The organism is Fructobacillus pseudoficulneus (assembly GCF_900108455.1).
GTDB lineage: Bacteria > Bacillota > Bacilli > Lactobacillales > Lactobacillaceae > Fructobacillus > Fructobacillus pseudoficulneus.
This window is the reverse complement of the sequence record NZ_FNWS01000006.1, coordinates 79,623-94,877: the sequence shown is the minus strand read 5'-3', so window position 1 is coordinate 94,877 and position 15,255 is coordinate 79,623. Positions and strand designations below refer to the sequence as shown.

Sequence of the window (15,255 nt, the reverse complement as noted above, 5' to 3'; positions counted from 1 at the left end):
ATGGGAGTGTAGCGAAGTCTGGCTAAACGCGACGGACTGTAACTCCGTTCCTTCGGGTTCGTAGGTTCGAATCCTACCGCTCCCATTGCTGCCCCTGGACAGCTGGTGTTTTACGACTGCCCCTTGGCCAAGTGGTAAGGCAGAGGTTTTTGGTACCTCCATGCGCTGGTTCGATCCCAGCAGGGGCAATCGTTAAAGGGCAATCTCAGTATTGAGATTGCCTTTTTCTTTATCAAAAAAGCCCTGACATCATTGTCAGGGCTTTTTGCTTTTAAGCTAGGTAGCTTTTGTAAAGTTCAAGTTCTTTTGGTTTGAGGGCGACCCGGATAGTCGTACCGCTTTCATCAAAGTCTTGGCTAATCAAGGCGTGGTCGTCCAAGATGGTCGCCACAATTTTTGATTCAGCAAACGGCACGTGCAGATTAACTTCGGTCATATCCGCAAACAGGGCCTTTTTGATGAGGTCAAGAACCGCATCCTGTGAGGCGCGGTCTTGAGCCGTAATCGTGATTGACTGGTCACCATCAATAATTGGGTAAGCCAAATCGGCCCGGTCCGCCTTATTGTAAATCGTAATCATTGACTTATCTTTGATACCAAGACGAGCGAGTGTTGCCTCTGTCGTTGCCATCATCTCTTGATAATGTTCATCTGAGACATCAACCACTTGCAAGAGCAAATCGGCTTGTGCCGCCTCTTGCAGAGTTGATTCGAAGGCTGCCACTAAGTGGTGGGGCAGCTTTGAGACGAAACCAACTGTATCAGAGAGCAAAAACTGCGTTTTGTCAGGTAGAGTCAATTGGCGAATGGTGGTGTTCAAAGTCGCAAAGAGCATGTCCTTTTCAAAAACTTGCTTACTTTGATCAGTTTCTGCTCCTTGGCCAAAGCGCGCTAGTAGTTGGTTCATCAAAGTTGACTTACCAGCGTTCGTATAACCAACCAGGGCAACGGTTGGCATGTCGGATTCTTGCCGCTTTTTAGACTGGATACTGGCATCTTTTTGCAGTTCAGCCAGTTCCTTTTTGATTTGCACCATTTCACCTGTCAGGCGCCGCCGTGATTGTTCGAGCTTGGTTTCACCAGAACCACGACTGGTAAAGCCGGCCCCACCGGCACCAGTTTGCTGGTCTAGTGACACAGACATCGATGTCCGCAAACGAGGGAGCTGGTATTCCAACCGTGCTAGTTGAACCTGCAACTTGGCGACCTTGGTTTGGGCCCGGTCGGCAAAGATGTCCAAGATTAAACCGGTGCGATCAACAACCGTCGCACCTGTCTCGGCCTCGAGGTTCCGGATTTGTGATGGGGATAATTCATCATTGGTGACAATCAGGTCCGCATCGTAAGTCTGAACGGCGATTTTTAATTCTTCGACTTTTCCCTTACCAAAGTAAGTGGCTGGGTTAGGTCGGTCTAAGGCCTGCAAAAAGGTCTCAACGGGTTCCAGGTTATTGGCGAGGGCCAGGTTCTCCAGTTCCGTTAGTTCATATTCCAAATTTTGCTTTTGATCCGTCTTTAAACCGGCTAAGAGAACCGGTCGGACGGGTTTTAAGGTCGTGTCTTTAAAGGTTGTGGCCATAAAGTATTGTTGCCTTTCGATACAAGAAACCGGTTAAGTAGATGACTTAACCGGCGGGGGATAAAGTGCAATTTTTACCCGAGTTATTCAAAGTGGGTAGTAATGTCGTTGAAGGCCAAAACGTCGCAACCATCATCCGTCAAACGCAAGTGCATGACAGCACCATTATGCACGGAATTGGCTGCCATTTCGGGGTGACCAAAGTAATTGGCGATGGCGCGAATTGTCGTCCCATGGGAAACAAGCAAGACCTTGTCACCATCTTGGTGGCGGTCACGTAATTGCTGGAAACCGGCTTGAACGCGGTCTAAGAATTCCTGGTATGATTCGGCTAGTTGGTAGGGATCATGAGCGGCAAAGAGGTCCATGACGGCTGGCATGCCAAGGTCGGCTACCATCGCAGCATAATTCTCATATGGCTTGTCAACGTAGGCGTTTAAATCCGTCAAGGTCACCTGTGAATCACGGCCTTCAAATGAACCAAAGTTTTCTTCCCGGAAGTTTGGGAGGGTTTCTGGTTCCTTTGGTGAGCCAGCTTGGTTTTCACTCAAGGCATAGCGGGCGGTATGGATGGCGCGTGTTAAATCTGAGGAGTAGGCCCCATCAAAGTGGATTTTAGCAAGACGGTTACCGGCGCGGTGGCCATCTTGAATTCCTGATTCTGTCAAAGGTGCATCAGAAAATCCTTGAAAGCGGTGCAAAAGGTTGAAATACGTCTGGCCGTGACGAACCATGTAGATGTCGATAGCTGCCATGAAATGTGGGTCTCCTTCAAAGTCATTTAATTACTTTAAGTGTACCACGAAAAGGCCAAGGGCTAAATGATTCTGCCCTGCTTTTCAGTAATTTGGCCAAAGAAAAAACCACTCCTTTTCGAAGTGGCTTTCACGAACTGATTAATCGTGGTGCTTTTCTTTTTCGGATAGTTGGAACTTCAACCGTTCACGATCCTTATCGGACATAGCATCCTTACTTTGACCTTCGTTACCTTGTTCACCTTCCTCAGCACCATCTGCTTCGGGTTCAGGCTCAAGTTCCTTAACGGCGAATTCAGGAATAAAGGCATTTTCGTAATCCAGTGCCGTAATTTGATAATTGGCAATTCGCAAGGAATCACCAGTACGGAAGTCAGGATCACGCTTCAAGACGTAACCGGTCAAAGTGACGGCCTCGTCTTCGTCCAATTCCTTCACGTTAGTTTGGAAGTAACGCTGGAAGTCATACAAGGTTGTCTTTCCAGAAACCTTATAGCGGTGGTTACCAAGCTTTTCGATGTACTCATCAGATTCGTCATCGATTTCATCACGGACGGAACCGAAAAGTTCCTCATAAATATCTTTGTCGGTGATGATTCCGGCGGTACCACCATATTCGTCAACAACCACCGCAATTGGGGAACGCTTAATAATCATTTCGTCCATAACGTCATGGAGGTCCATGTTTTCAGGAACGGCAGGAATATCACGCATAATCCGAGCTACAGGTTCTTGACCAGAAATCCGGTTTTGACGGACAAGGTCGTAGTTAAAGACATAACCTAAGACCTTATCCTTATCGTTGTCGGCAACGACAGGGAAACGGGAATGACGCTTTTGCAAATATTCGTCCAAGCCCTTTGAAATTGAATCGTGCACATCGATGACGTCCATTGATGTTCGATCAATCATGACATCAACAGCGACCTTATCATTCATTTCAAAGGCTCGTTGCATGAAGGTCAAATCTTCGGTATCAAGCTCACCAGCTTCAGCGGCACTCTTTGATAAGGACAAAATTTCTGTTTGAGAATAAATGTCATCATCGTTGGTAACCTGGAAGCCAATCAAACGAGTCAACCAGTTTGATAGGTGATCCAAAATCCAAATGAATGGGAACAAGACGATGTGGAAGAAACGTACCGGCCGCACAATCAAAAGTAGAACCTTGATTGGTTCTTGGATAGCAATGTTTTTTGGCACCAAGTCGGTAAAGACGGCATGGACAATCGTAAAGATGACAATGGCCGCGACCGAAGCAACTGGCTTTGCTAAGTCAGCAGGTAAAATATTAGTTGCTAGAATCAAATCCGCAACTGTTTCTTCACCAATCCAACCTAAAATCAGCGATGTTAAGGTGATTCCCACCTGGGCAGTTGAAAGAAACTCTGTCAGATGGGAGACCATGTGGATGGCATGGGCAATGTTTTTTGATGGCTTCTCCCGGTCTTCTTGCAGCGCCTCAAGGGCTGACAAGCGAACCTTAACAAGAGAATATTCCGTTAATGTAAATAGGACCGCCAGCAATAAAACAAAAATGATGACGAACGCATTTAATAAGAACGAGGGACCAGAATCCACAGTTATTACCTCACTTTAATAGTTATTATTTCTATTATAACAAATTTTTACGAAACAACGCAGGATTTACAAGTTTAATAATGAATCTAAAAAAAGTACGTCAGTTTTTTTCACAAAGAAATTCTTTTCGTATGTTCGACAAATGCGATTAGACCGTCTAAAAATTATGAGAAAAATGGGTAAAAAGGCCTCAAAACAACCTTTAGTAAAAAATGAAACATTTGTGAATTAAAAAATTTGTTTTTGTAAAACCGCGCCATAAAGGCGTTTAGGCGAACAAATGTTTGTGCAGACAATTTTAGACCTTGAACTCTAAAAAAAATCGGCTAAACTAGTAATTAGCTCGAATGTTCGCTGCAAATTTCAAAGCAGTTGTAGCAGGGGAATGTAGAAAATCTAGATAGAAAAGGGGACGTTAAATATGGCTCAAGTAACGGTCTTTACTAAAAATAATTGTGTACAATGCAAGATGACGAAGCGTTATCTCGATGGAATTGGTATCGGTTACGAAGAAATCAACATCGAAGAACAACCAGAATATCTTGCTCAATTGAAGGAAGCTGGTTTTAAGCAGACACCAGTCGTTCAAATTGCCGGACAAGAAGCATTTTCTGGTTTCCAACCAGCGGCCTTGAAGTCTTTGACAGCATAAGTTTTTTTAGTGTCGCTAAAGTCCGGATAGGCTGTGATTAGTCTATGCGGACTTTTATATTATCTACTGACGATTAATTTGTAATTAAAAAGCTGGGAGAAGAAGTGTATGTCACTATTAGACTTAGACCTGACAAAGGTTACGTATTTTGATTTAAATAATGAAATCAACATTCCAAAGGATAATCAGATCCAATTGCAAAAGGATCAGGAAGCTTTGGCTGCTTTTATGAAGGAAAACGTTGAGCCTAACTTAAAGCGTTTTGCTTCAATTGAAGAGCATTATAACTGGTTGATTGAGCATGACTTCTTGGACAAAGACTTGGTGGCTAAGTATGACATGGCCTTCATTAACAAGCTTTATGATTTCTTGGAAGCTCAAAACTTCCAATTCCAATCATTTATGGCGGCCTTTAAGTTCTACAACCAATATGCACAAAAGACTAACGATAAGGCTTATTACGTTGAATCATATTTGGATCGAGTAGCCTTGAACGCCTTGTTCTATGCGAATGGTGACGAAGATTTGGCCATGTCTTTGGCCAATGAAATGATTCACCAACGTTACCAACCAGCCACACCATCATTCTTGAATGCTGGCCGTGCTCGTCGTGGTGAATTGGTGTCATGTTTCGTCTTGCAATCAAGCGATGATATGAACTCAATTGGACGGACAATCAACTCCGCTTTGCAATTATCAAAGATTGGTGGAGGGGTTGGAATTAACCTTTCCAATTTGCGTGAAGCCGGTGCCCCAGTTATGGGGATTGATAACTCAGCTGGTGGAATCGTCCCAGTCATGAAGTTGTTGGAAGACTCTTTCACTTTCTCATCACAAGTTGGTGCCCGTCAGGGAGCCGGTGTTGTTTATTTGAACATCTTCCACCCAGATTTGTTGACGTTCTTGGCAACCAAGAAGGAAAACGCCGATGAAAAGGTTCGAGTTAAGACCCTATCACTGGGCTTGATTGTGCCTGATAAGTACTACGACTTGATTGAAAAGGGTCAAGAAATGGCCTTGTTCTCACCAGTCGATGTTGAACGTGAATTCGGTATGCCATTTAACTATGTTGATATTACTGCAGAGTATGACAACATGTTGAAAAACGACAAGATCACCAAGAAGATTGTTTCTGCACGAACGGTTGAAGAAGAAATTTCAAAGTTGCAGCAAGAATCTGGTTACCCATACATCATTAACATCGATACGGTTAACCGGGCCAATCCGGTAGCCGGTAAGGTTGTTTCTTCTAACCTTTGTTCAGAAATTTTGCAGGTGCAAACGCCATCTGATATCAATAATGAACAAAACTATACAACGTTGGGTGAAGATATCTCATGTAACTTGGGATCGATCAACATTGTTAACATGATGAAGACTGAAGACTTCGGTGCTTCCGTTGAAGCCATGATTCGGGCATTATCATTTGTTTCAGAACAATCTGACTTGAACATGGTGCCATCCGTACAAAACGGAAACCAAAACAACCACGCCGTTGGTTTGGGAGCAATGGGCTTGGCAGCCTTCTTTGCTCAAAACAAGATGATGTATGGTGATGAAGAGTCACTAGACTTCACCAAGGTCTTCTTCATGACGTTGAACTATTACTCATTGAAGGCCTCAATGCACATTGCAATGGACCGTCATGAAACGTTCAAGGACTTTGATAAATCAGCCTATGCTGACGGTTCATACTTTGACAAGTACGTAAACCAGGACTGGGGTCCAACAACGGCCAAGGTTCAGGAGCTCTTTGCTAACTTACCAGTACCAACCATGGACGACTGGAAGGAATTACGCGAACAAGTCATGAAGAATGGCTTGTACAACGCTTACCGTCATGCGGTTGCCCCAACTGGTTCAATTTCATACGTCAATAATACGACGGCTTCATTGTTGCCAATCGTCAACAAGATTGAAGAACGACAAGAAGGAATGATTGGTAAGGTCTATTATCCAGCACCAGGCCTTTCAAATGAAACTTTGCCATATTATGTATCTGCTTATGATACCAATATGAAGAAGGTCATCGACATTTATGCTGCGGCTCAGCCACACGTTGATCAAGGAATGTCATTGACATTCTTTATGCGGTCAACGATTCCTGATGGTTTGTATGATTGGAAGAATGGCCGAACTGAGAAGATGACGACACGTGATTTGTCAAAGTTGCGTAACTACGCCTTCAAGCAGGGAATTAAGTCACTTTACTACGTTCGAACATATACTGATGATAATCAAGAAGCTGGTATTAACGAATGTGAGTCTTGCTCAATTTAATTAGTTGAAAAGGATTCTAATTGCGGCCGGTCACAATTGATTTTTTGAAAATTTTTATCAAAATAAAAATATTGTGAAATATAGTTCAAATCGTTTTAATGGTTAGTTTTAATTTTCACAAATAGCCAAGTAAGCCTTGGCTGTACATAATCGAGTGGTTGACGCCTGTTAACCAACCTGATAAATTAATATCCAGTGACCGATGGTTGTTTCATAAAGTTAGAATGTTGAAGCAGTTAATCGGTGACTTTGTCTAGAAAGGACGGTTCATATGGCGACATACCGGCTCTTATACGCAAGTATTGAGGGAAATACCACGTCATTTATTAAAAAGTTGACGGCGGTGGCTGAGGAAAACGGGGATACGGTTGATGCACAAGTGGTCGGCGAGGAAACCGATTATGCTGCTGAAACCAAGCCATTTGTCGCGGTGGTACCAACCTATTTGACGGGTGGTACGGGAACCGGTCTGCAAGTAGTCGAGATCTTTACAAATGCTCTGGCAGACTATATTGATTTTGCAGATAATGATAAACTAATAAAAGGGGTCGTTGGTTCGGGTAACCGAAACTTTAACGATCAGTATATTTTGACCGCAAAACGCTATGCGCAAAAGTATTCTGTGCCAGTGATTGGTGACTATGAATTGCGTGGTAGTGTCTATGACGCAGAAAAGATTTATCAACGAATCAAGGAAACATTAGGAGAATAAGATGGTCGAACACGTTAATAACGGATCATATACAGCAATTAATTGGAATGACATCGAAGATGCCTTGGATAAGGCAACTTGGGAAAAGTTGACCCAACAGTTCTGGTTGGATACACGTATTCCAATTTCAAACGATTTACGGAATTGGCGCGGGGACTTGAACGATACGGAACGCCGCGTTTACAACCTTGTCTTTGGTGGCTTGACTACTTTGGATACTTTGCAATCACAAGATGGAATGGCTTCATTGCGTCGTGATGCAGTTAACCAAAAGGAAGAAGCCGTTTTGAACAACATCCAGTTTATGGAATCTGTTCACGCCAAGTCTTATTCTTCAATCTTTGAAACGTTGAACGAAAAGTCAGAAATCGATGCCACATTTGAGTGGGCCGACCATGACGAATTCTTGCAATACAAGGCTAACAAGATTAATGATGTCTACCAAAACGGAACACCTTTGCAAAAGAAGGTTGCTTCGGTCTTCTTGGAAACTTTCTTGTTCTACTCTGGTTTCTACACGCCTTTGTACTACTTGGGCCACAACCGGATGCTAAACGTTGCCGAAATCATTAAGTTGATTTTGCGTGATGAATCAGTTCACGGAACTTACATTGGTTACAAGTTCCAAATTGGTTTCAACAAGCTTTCCGAAGCTGAGCAAGAAGAAATGAAGACTTGGATGTACGACTTGCTCTATGATTTGTACGATAACGAAGAAAAGTTTACGCACGAAATCTATGACCAAATCGGTTGGACGGAAGATGTCATGACATTCTTGCGTTACAACGCCAACAAGGCTTTGATGAACTTGGGACAGGAACCATTGTTCCCTGACAATGCCGATCAAGTTAACCCAGTTGTGATGAACGGAATCTCAACTTCAACATCAAACCACGACTTCTTCTCAGGAGTTGGTAACGGTTACCTTTTGGGTCAAGTTGAAGCGATGGACGACGACGATTACAAAGACTAATTGCAATACTAAAAAAGCCTCGATTCAAACGAATCGGGGCTTTTTGTATAAAGTAAATAATAATTATGCTTCTTGATCCTTGAAGAGCCAGAAGCGGCGTTGCAGATAAGTGGCAACGGCCGGATAAAGGCTGGCACAAAGGACGACCCAAGCATAAGCAAGGAAGAAGGCAGCAATTGTATCAGAGATGTAGTGGGCTGAGAAATAAATCCGAGCCATCATGTCCATCAAAGCAAGGGTAATCAAGACCCATTTGATAAAGATTCGAATAATGGCTGAGTTGATATTTGGGGTTACCAGGATGAACATGATAAAGATGATAATCCAAATTGAGGCAACGTGCAAAGAAGGGAAAGAGTAGCCGGTATCGGTCAAAAGGTGTCCGATTGGACGTTCGCGGTGCACAATTATTTTTAGTAGTTGAGTGAAGGCGAGACCACCAAAGCTGGTTAGAACCACCCAGATAGCTGGCAGTTTCAAATTGGCTAACAGCAAGACGGCCGCAAGCAAGACAGCATAAATCAAGCACATCACCGGAGAACCAAGGAAGTTAGCGGCAGACATGACGGCGTCACCGTAGTTCGTTTGGATGCCCGTCATAAAGAAACGAACGGATTCATCCATCTGGCTTGGAAAGGATGCGTTAGTGCCGACAAGGACGGCTAAAATAATAAAGAGTAAAGTCGCAAAGACGGCTCGACGTCGTTGTTTATTTTCAACGGAAATAATCATTTATTTGGTCTCCAAAAACAAAATTACTTATAATTTAGTATAAACATGAAATGCTTGTAAAACAAGCATCCTTAATCGGTTTATTAAAAATTACAAAAAAAAACTAGCTTCACGCTAGTTTTTCTTACTTGGTGCTTGTGTTAGGAATATCCTTTTCCTTGCCCTTAGCCCATTGTTGCAACTTAGCAACTGCGGCTTGGCGCTTCTTCTTAGAAGAATCATGTCCGACCTTACGGCCACGCGCGAATGAATTCAAAGGCGTCTTGACTGCCATAATAGTAACTCCTTATATTTATAAATTAAATGTTTCGTACAGAAATCAATTATACCTGATTAGATGGAGGTTTTCAAGTGCTATAATATTAGTTATGGAGAATTGGAATCGAAAGACAATTGAAGCCTTCCGGAAAGATCTGCTTGCTTGGTATGACCAAGAGGGCCGGTCAACTTTGCCATGGCGGCAAAATACCGATCCATACCGCATTTTGGTCTCGGAATTGATGTTACAGCAGACGCGGGTCGAGACGGTGATTGACTATTTCAACCGCTTTATGACCGCTTTGCCCACCGTGCAAGACCTGGCCGCTGCACCAGAAGACCAGGTCTTAAAGCTTTGGGAGGGGTTGGGTTATTATTCCCGGGCCCGTAACTTGCATAAGGCTGCCAAATACGTAACGAACGACCTGCAGGGGCACTGGCCGGAATCTTATGATGACTTGCAAAGCTTGCCCGGAGTCGGGCCATACACGGCGGCAGCGATTGCCTCGATTGCCTTTGGACAAGTCGTGCCGGCTATTGATGGGAACTTCTTTCGGGTTTTTTCCCGTTTGTTGAAGATTGATGATGACATCGCCCAGCCCAAGAGCCGCAAGGTCTTTTATCAGGCCATTGAACCGATTGTTGACCCAGACCGCCCGGGTGATTTTAACCAGGCAATTATGGATCTTGGGACCACTTATATGAAGACGGATAATCCAGATACGGTGCATTCGCCGGTAAAAAAGTATAATGCGGCCTATCGTGATGGGGTGGAAGACCAGTATCCCGTTAAGACTAAGAAAAAGAAGCCCGTGCGCCAACTTTATCAAGCTCAGGTGACTCGTGATAGTCAGGGCCGGTTGTTGTATGAAAAGCGGCCGGATACAGGTTTGCTGGCTGGTTTTTGGACCTTTCCGCTGAAAGAGGTTCAATCAATTGAAGACTTGCAGGGTGAACAGTTGACAGTTAAACCAGTGGTCCACATTTTTTCTCACCGTCGCTGGGAAATCTGGCTGGTGGCAATGCCGGTTGAAGCTGGAACGGATTTGGCAGAGAATCAGGCATGGTTATCGGTGGACGAACAGGCGGCTTTGGCCTTGCCAAAAGTACAGCATAAATTATTGAAACAGTTGGGAGAGATTGACGATGTTTCCAAATGATAAATTCAAGCACATCTTTTTTTGGACAATTGAAGCCCTAGCGTTGGCCTGCCTGATCTTTTTGGTTTTTCGCTTTGACTTTTTGATGCATCCTTTGGCAGTCTTCGCCAATACCGTCTTTATGCCATTGCTGGTGGCGGGCTTCTTGTACTACGTGTTGAAGCCCATCATGAAGGCAATTGAGAAAATCAAGATTAAGGGTTGGCAAATGCCTCGGACTTTGGCCGTTTGGATTACCTTTACCTTGTTTTTGTTGGTGGTCGTTGGGGCTTTTGTAATCTTTGTGCCGTTGATTTTAAACGAAATCACCAATATGATTGCTTCTTTGCCGTCGGTCATTAGGCATGCTCAGAATTATGCCAATGAAATCATGCACGAATCATGGTTTAAACGCTTGAATATTACAATTTCCGATGACGAAATTAAAAATACAATCACCAAATACGGCACGTCCTTGCTGTCGTTAACGGCCGGAACGCTCCAATCGGTCATTATGGGAACGACCTCCTTTACGATTAACGCCCTGATGGTACCAATCATTCTGTTTTACATGTTGAATGATGCCGACCATTTCTTACCAGCCGTTAAAAATTTTTTTCCAAAGAATAAGGCAAAGGATGTCTTTGAACTTGGAGGACAGCTGGATAAGACGATTGAGCGTTATATCTCTGGTCAAGCGATTCAAATGGTCTTTGTTGGCTTTGCCATGAGCATTGGTTACTGGTTGACTGGTTTGCCCTATATTTGGTTACTTGGCTTTGTGGCTGGGGTAGCGAATATTGTGCCCTACGTTGGTCCCTTTATTGGTGTGATTCCGGCGGTAGTGGTCGCCTTGTCAATTTCATGGAAGATGACGATTGGGATTGCAATTACGATGGCCATTGTTCAACAGGTTAATGGATCGATTATCTATCCGGCTTTGATTGGTAAGAGCCTAAAGATTCATCCTTTGACAGTGATGCTGCTTTTACTTGGGGCAGGGAACCTGTGGGGAATGGTCGGTATGATTATTGTCGTGCCGGTTTACGCCATTATCAGGACAATTGCCTTGTATGCCTATAAGTTGCATGTTTCGCAAAATAAAAATGATGCTGTCTTAGAGTTAGTTGATCAGGAACTTGACGATGGTGATGAGCACTGAGGGTAGCCTCGGTGCTTTTTTATTGTTGCGGGATGGAATGGTTAGGCAGGTAAATTTTAGCCAAAAAAGTTTCTAAAATAATGCTTGACGGGCATAGGAAAATCCAGTATTATTAAATGGTTGCTAAAAGCAGTAACAAAGCACTTTGCGGATGTGGCGGAACTGGCAGACGCGCTGGATTTAGGTTCCAGTGGAGTAATCCGTGCAGGTTCGATTCCTGTCATCCGTATGACGATATTTGAAAAAATATTGTTGTAGTATCGAGTAGCATTTGCTATAATATTTAGGTACTGACTTTGCCGACTTAGCTCAGTTGATAGAGCACCTCACTAGTAATGAGGGGGTCAGCGGTTTGAGTCCGCTAGTCGGCATCTTTGCTAAAATACAGCACAATTTAAAAAACACTTTATATTAGCCTTAATGGTTGATATAGAGCGTTTTTTTTGTTTTCTTGATTTTGTATTATCATTGATTTTATTCCGTATTTGATGAGGATATAAAAACTCTGCACCCATCATTGCCGATTTGTGCAGAGTTTTTTGTGTAAAAGATTTCTATCCCAAAAAGGATGAATTAATTAACGCTATTTACCAAAGCAGCAATAATCGCACCAATAAAGGCAATGTAGAGAACTACTAAGACGACAGTGATTAAGAACATAATCAGACCGGCACGGTTCCAAGTTGCTTGAACTGCTTTGAAAGTTTGAACATCTTGATAGTTGCCCTTCTTCCATGCCCATTCGTTACCTTTAGCACCACAGACAAAAATCCAAACGATGTTAAAAATTGGAATTAAGCACAACAATGGGAGGTAGGTCTTGTTTCCCAATCCCCAGGCAATGTTGAACTGGAAAGCACCCCAGTTCCACTTCTTAACTTCTGTCGGAACACTACCGTTGTTAATTACTCTTGCGTCGTTTTGATCCATTTTTTTCTCTCCTAAATGCAATGTATTTTTATGACAAAATACATATCTTCTTAACTGACAATACAACTATATTCTAGAATACTTAGCCATATTTGTAAAATAAAATTAATGTTTTATGCTTATTCGTCATGAAGAGGAGAGACAAGGAAAATTATTTAATCATGGTGATCCAGGTCATCATGATTGTAATCAAGGCTGGAATCAGAATCGCATAGCCGCCCATCGATGGAATCAAGAGACTAATCATTAGCGCTCCGGCAAAGAAGGTGAAGATAACGGTCGCTATGTCCTTGGCTTTGGTAGCCATTTGCTTATTTTTCAAAAAGATAGCTTCATACAATGCTTCATACAGGGTACGGAAGTTTCCCGTCATCATGAGGGGCATGAATGGGGCACCCTTTAATTTGCGAAATTCTTGTAAGGCCGCAGCGGCTGCGAGGGACAAGATTGACGTACCGACGATATTTGGTACTGACTTCTCTAATAAGGCTGAAAGGATAAGTAGGGCGGTAATGTATAGCAGAACGGTTCGTTGTTCAACGGGAGCCTGCGTGCCACGACTTTTTAGAAAATGCTGTAGCATTTTGACAATGATTGTTCCAACGCAAAAGGCTAACAAGGAAATTAAATAATGACCGGCGGTGGCAAAGTGTAATTTACCGAGATTAATCCCTAATAGGATTAGGTTTCCAGTTTGCAAGCCGGCAAAGACTTCACCGTGGATTAAATAAGAGTAGGCATCTAACGATCCGGCAGTCATTGTTAATAGGCTGGCAAAAAGCAGGCGTTCATGTGATGGGAAAGTGTTTTTTGACAAAGTAGTAACCTCCAATACGGATACTATTGTACAGCAGGTAATGGCTGATTTGCGATTGAATTCGTTCAAGACCTTTGGCAAATTTTTCATAGAAAGTTTGGTTTTTGTCTAAAATGAGAATAATTCTAGTCAAAGTGCTATATTCAACTTACCGTGATGAGAAGCAAGGGAGGAGAAGCAAATGAAGTACGGTATGCGGAAACCAAGTTGGAAAAAATCATTGTCGGCGCGCACAAGCGGTCGGATGAAACGTTCAATTAAGCGCGCTCTAATTCCTGGATATGGGACCCGGGGACGTGGTTGGTTGAACCCCAAAAAGAAGCTTTACAACAAGGCTTATCACAAAACGACCTTCGGGGTTTCGGATTTATTCAAATAATCATTTTAGCTCTCACTCAAAATGGGTGGGAACTTTTTATTTAGAATTTTTATTAATTGGTGTTGACAAGCAAAATAAATCGGATTATTATACATGCAACAGATAAATTATAAATTACTGAGAAAAGATGAGTAAATATTTAGCTGATTTTAACAGAGAGCCTGGATTTGGTGCAAACGGGTATTTCAGCGGATATTGAAGATGGTCTTTGTTTACGGTATAAGTGGTGAGTTTTGAATGAGCCGCTTACGGATTAACACTCGTTACTGTGTTGATAGATAGCTTCGATTAGTGTCTTGAGGGTTGGCCAATAAGCCAGCAGTAGGGTGGTACCGTGCCATATTTGGCGCCCCTAGAATTACATTTTTATGTGTAATTCTAGGGGCGCTTTTTTGTTGAATTAAAGACGATTAAGTCATGTTAGAAAGTAATTTCTTGGAGGAAAAAAGATGAAAAAGAAACGTGTTGGTTGGATTTTGTTGATTGTAGTAATTGTTATCGCGGTGGTTGGTTTTACGTTTAAAAAGCCGGAAACTTCGAATGAAAAAATCATTCTTGGTTCTCAAGGGACAGATACCTTAGTTTGGAAACATATCGCTAATTCGGATGCTGCTAAAAAAGCTCATCTTGATATCACGGTTAAAGACTTTACAGATTCGAATAGTTTAAATACCGCTCTTGCCAATAATGATATTCAGGCCAATGCTTTCCAGTCATATGCTTTTTATACAAATTACAACAAGACGAACTCAAAAAATAAAGTTTATGCATTAGGAACTAGTTATATTCAACCGATGGGATTGTATTCATCAAAAACTAAAAACTTGAAAGATATTGCCAATGGTAGCGTAATTGCCATCGCCAATGATCCTGCAGCGGAAAGCCGAGGATTGAAGTTACTTGAATCTGCCGGGTTAATCGAATTAAAGAAGCATAGTGTCAATGATTTGCTTACCCCAAATGACATCACAGCGAATAAGAAGAACATTAAGATTAAAACCGTCGTCTCAACATCGACACCTAATTTGTTACATGATGATGGTGTTACAGCTGTCGTTATCGACAACAACACAGCTCAAATGGCTAAGTTGAATGTCTTTAAGGATTCACTTTATCACGAACAGTTAGACCAAAATACTCGAGCAAATGTTAATGTCATCGTTACCAATCAAAAGCATCGTAACGATAAGGATTATAAGAAATTAGTTGAGCTGTACCACGACTCAGAAATTCAAAAGTGGATTAAGAAGAATTATCCAGGAAAAATGGAAGTCAATAAATCTTTGAGTGATTTAGAAAAGTGAGT

15 protein-coding genes and 4 tRNA genes are annotated in these 15,255 nt (G+C 42.5%); 12 read left to right on the top strand and 7 right to left on the bottom strand.

The window, feature by feature from the left end; all coding sequences use genetic code 11:
- The first annotated feature begins 2 nt into the window (after window positions 1-2).
- Window positions 3-85: transfer RNA gene (locus BLW39_RS05845), tRNA-Tyr, on the top strand.
- Window positions 86-117: 32 nt separating this feature from the next.
- Window positions 118-189 (top strand) — tRNA-Gln (locus tag BLW39_RS05840).
- An 82-nt stretch (window positions 190-271) separates the two neighbouring features.
- Here the strand turns inward: BLW39_RS05840 and hflX are convergent.
- The 3 genes from hflX to BLW39_RS05825 all read right to left on the bottom strand — a co-directional run bounded on the left by hflX (window position 272) and on the right by BLW39_RS05825 (window position 3,915).
- Window positions 272-1,579 (bottom strand): GTPase HflX, encoded by a 1,308-nt coding sequence (gene hflX, locus BLW39_RS05835; RefSeq protein WP_074717833.1) that lies wholly within the window; start codon window positions 1,577-1,579, stop codon window positions 272-274.
- A gap of 83 nt (window positions 1,580-1,662) precedes the next feature.
- Window positions 1,663-2,334, bottom strand: a complete 672-nt coding sequence (locus tag BLW39_RS05830; protein ID WP_059378068.1) for a histidine phosphatase family protein — start codon at window positions 2,332-2,334, stop codon at window positions 1,663-1,665.
- Between the two features lie 141 nt (window positions 2,335-2,475).
- The gene (locus BLW39_RS05825; protein WP_059378070.1) at window positions 2,476-3,915 is read right to left on the bottom strand and encodes a hemolysin family protein; all 1,440 of its coding nucleotides are present in this window, start codon (window positions 3,913-3,915) and stop codon (window positions 2,476-2,478) included.
- A 421-nt stretch (window positions 3,916-4,336) separates the two neighbouring features.
- Here BLW39_RS05825 and nrdH point away from each other — a divergent pair, with 421 nt between their 5' ends.
- The 4 genes from nrdH to nrdF all read left to right on the top strand — a co-directional run bounded on the left by nrdH (window position 4,337) and on the right by nrdF (window position 8,532).
- Window positions 4,337-4,567: a glutaredoxin-like protein NrdH gene (nrdH, locus tag BLW39_RS05820; protein WP_059378072.1), complete on the top strand. Its 231-nt coding sequence runs from the start codon at window positions 4,337-4,339 to the stop codon at window positions 4,565-4,567.
- Between the two features lie 108 nt (window positions 4,568-4,675).
- Window positions 4,676-6,847, top strand: coding sequence for a class 1b ribonucleoside-diphosphate reductase subunit alpha (gene nrdE / locus BLW39_RS05815; protein ID WP_059378073.1), 2,172 nt, complete (start codon window positions 4,676-4,678; stop codon window positions 6,845-6,847).
- 271 nt (window positions 6,848-7,118) lie between these two features.
- Complete coding sequence (locus BLW39_RS05810) at window positions 7,119-7,559, top strand: class Ib ribonucleoside-diphosphate reductase assembly flavoprotein NrdI (RefSeq protein ID WP_059378075.1); 441 nt, start codon at window positions 7,119-7,121, stop codon at window positions 7,557-7,559.
- A gap of 1 nt (window position 7,560) precedes the next feature.
- Window positions 7,561-8,532: a class 1b ribonucleoside-diphosphate reductase subunit beta gene (gene nrdF, locus BLW39_RS05805; RefSeq protein WP_059378077.1), complete on the top strand. Its 972-nt coding sequence runs from the start codon at window positions 7,561-7,563 to the stop codon at window positions 8,530-8,532.
- A 63-nt stretch (window positions 8,533-8,595) separates the two neighbouring features.
- Here the strand turns inward: nrdF and BLW39_RS05800 are convergent, their stop codons facing one another.
- Together BLW39_RS05800 and BLW39_RS07065 are read right to left on the bottom strand one after the other, a co-directional pair.
- Window positions 8,596-9,264: a phosphatase PAP2 family protein gene (locus BLW39_RS05800; RefSeq protein WP_059378079.1), complete on the bottom strand. Its 669-nt coding sequence runs from the start codon at window positions 9,262-9,264 to the stop codon at window positions 8,596-8,598.
- A gap of 124 nt (window positions 9,265-9,388) precedes the next feature.
- Window positions 9,389-9,538, bottom strand: coding sequence for a hypothetical protein (locus tag BLW39_RS07065; RefSeq protein WP_170124523.1), 150 nt, complete (start codon window positions 9,536-9,538; stop codon window positions 9,389-9,391).
- A gap of 94 nt (window positions 9,539-9,632) precedes the next feature.
- On the opposite strand from BLW39_RS07065, the gene mutY reads away from it, so the two are divergent.
- The 4 genes from mutY to BLW39_RS05780 all read left to right on the top strand — a co-directional run bounded on the left by mutY (window position 9,633) and on the right by BLW39_RS05780 (window position 12,194).
- Complete coding sequence (gene mutY / locus BLW39_RS05795) at window positions 9,633-10,682, top strand: A/G-specific adenine glycosylase (RefSeq protein ID WP_059378081.1); 1,050 nt, start codon at window positions 9,633-9,635, stop codon at window positions 10,680-10,682.
- Window positions 10,669-11,823 carry an AI-2E family transporter gene (locus BLW39_RS05790; protein ID WP_059378083.1) on the top strand — a complete coding sequence of 385 codons (1,155 nt, stop codon included), beginning with the start codon at window positions 10,669-10,671 and terminating at the stop codon, window positions 11,821-11,823. Before mutY ends, BLW39_RS05790 begins: the two co-directional genes overlap by 14 nt.
- Window positions 11,824-11,970: 147 nt before the next feature.
- Window positions 11,971-12,052: transfer RNA gene (locus BLW39_RS05785), tRNA-Leu, on the top strand.
- A gap of 69 nt (window positions 12,053-12,121) precedes the next feature.
- A tRNA-Thr gene (locus tag BLW39_RS05780) sits at window positions 12,122-12,194 on the top strand.
- Between the two features lie 202 nt (window positions 12,195-12,396).
- On the opposite strand, the gene BLW39_RS05775 is transcribed toward BLW39_RS05780, so the two are convergent.
- Together BLW39_RS05775 and BLW39_RS05770 are read right to left on the bottom strand one after the other, a co-directional pair.
- Window positions 12,397-12,753, bottom strand: a complete 357-nt coding sequence (locus BLW39_RS05775; RefSeq protein ID WP_059378084.1) for a hypothetical protein — start codon at window positions 12,751-12,753, stop codon at window positions 12,397-12,399.
- Window positions 12,754-12,904: 151 nt separating this feature from the next.
- On the bottom strand, window positions 12,905-13,570 hold the full coding sequence (locus BLW39_RS05770) for a YoaK family protein (protein WP_059378087.1): 666 nt from the start codon (window positions 13,568-13,570) through the stop codon (window positions 12,905-12,907).
- 181 nt (window positions 13,571-13,751) lie between these two features.
- Here BLW39_RS05770 and BLW39_RS05765 point away from each other — a divergent pair, with 181 nt between their 5' ends.
- Entirely contained in the window at window positions 13,752-13,949 is a 198-nt protein-coding gene (locus BLW39_RS05765; RefSeq protein WP_059378089.1) for a hypothetical protein, read from the top strand.
- Between the two features lie 449 nt (window positions 13,950-14,398).
- Window positions 14,399-15,253, top strand: coding sequence for a MetQ/NlpA family ABC transporter substrate-binding protein (locus tag BLW39_RS05760; RefSeq protein WP_059378090.1), 855 nt, complete (start codon window positions 14,399-14,401; stop codon window positions 15,251-15,253).
- The last annotated feature ends 2 nt before the right edge of the window (window positions 15,254-15,255 follow it).

Excerpts from the sequence above, each read along its gene's own strand:
- hflX (WP_074717833.1), bottom strand. The coding sequence starts at position 1,579 with ATGGCCACAACCTTTAAAGACACGACCTTAAAACCCGTCCGACCGGTT.
- BLW39_RS05830 (WP_059378068.1), bottom strand. The coding sequence starts at position 2,334 with ATGGCAGCTATCGACATCTACATGGTTCGTCACGGCCAGACGTATTTC.
- nrdH (WP_059378072.1), top strand. The coding sequence starts at position 4,337 with ATGGCTCAAGTAACGGTCTTTACTAAAAATAATTGTGTACAATGCAAG.
- nrdE (WP_059378073.1), top strand. The coding sequence starts at position 4,676 with ATGTCACTATTAGACTTAGACCTGACAAAGGTTACGTATTTTGATTTA.
- BLW39_RS05810 (WP_059378075.1), top strand. The coding sequence starts at position 7,119 with ATGGCGACATACCGGCTCTTATACGCAAGTATTGAGGGAAATACCACG.
- nrdF (WP_059378077.1), top strand. The coding sequence starts at position 7,561 with ATGGTCGAACACGTTAATAACGGATCATATACAGCAATTAATTGGAAT.
- BLW39_RS05800 (WP_059378079.1), bottom strand. The coding sequence starts at position 9,264 with ATGATTATTTCCGTTGAAAATAAACAACGACGTCGAGCCGTCTTTGCG.
- BLW39_RS07065 (WP_170124523.1), bottom strand. The coding sequence starts at position 9,538 with ATGGCAGTCAAGACGCCTTTGAATTCATTCGCGCGTGGCCGTAAGGTC.
- mutY (WP_059378081.1), top strand. The coding sequence starts at position 9,633 with ATGGAGAATTGGAATCGAAAGACAATTGAAGCCTTCCGGAAAGATCTG.
- BLW39_RS05790 (WP_059378083.1), top strand. The coding sequence starts at position 10,669 with ATGTTTCCAAATGATAAATTCAAGCACATCTTTTTTTGGACAATTGAA.
- BLW39_RS05775 (WP_059378084.1), bottom strand. The coding sequence starts at position 12,753 with ATGGATCAAAACGACGCAAGAGTAATTAACAACGGTAGTGTTCCGACA.
- BLW39_RS05765 (WP_059378089.1), top strand. The coding sequence starts at position 13,752 with ATGAAGTACGGTATGCGGAAACCAAGTTGGAAAAAATCATTGTCGGCG.
- BLW39_RS05760 (WP_059378090.1), top strand. The coding sequence starts at position 14,399 with ATGAAAAAGAAACGTGTTGGTTGGATTTTGTTGATTGTAGTAATTGTT.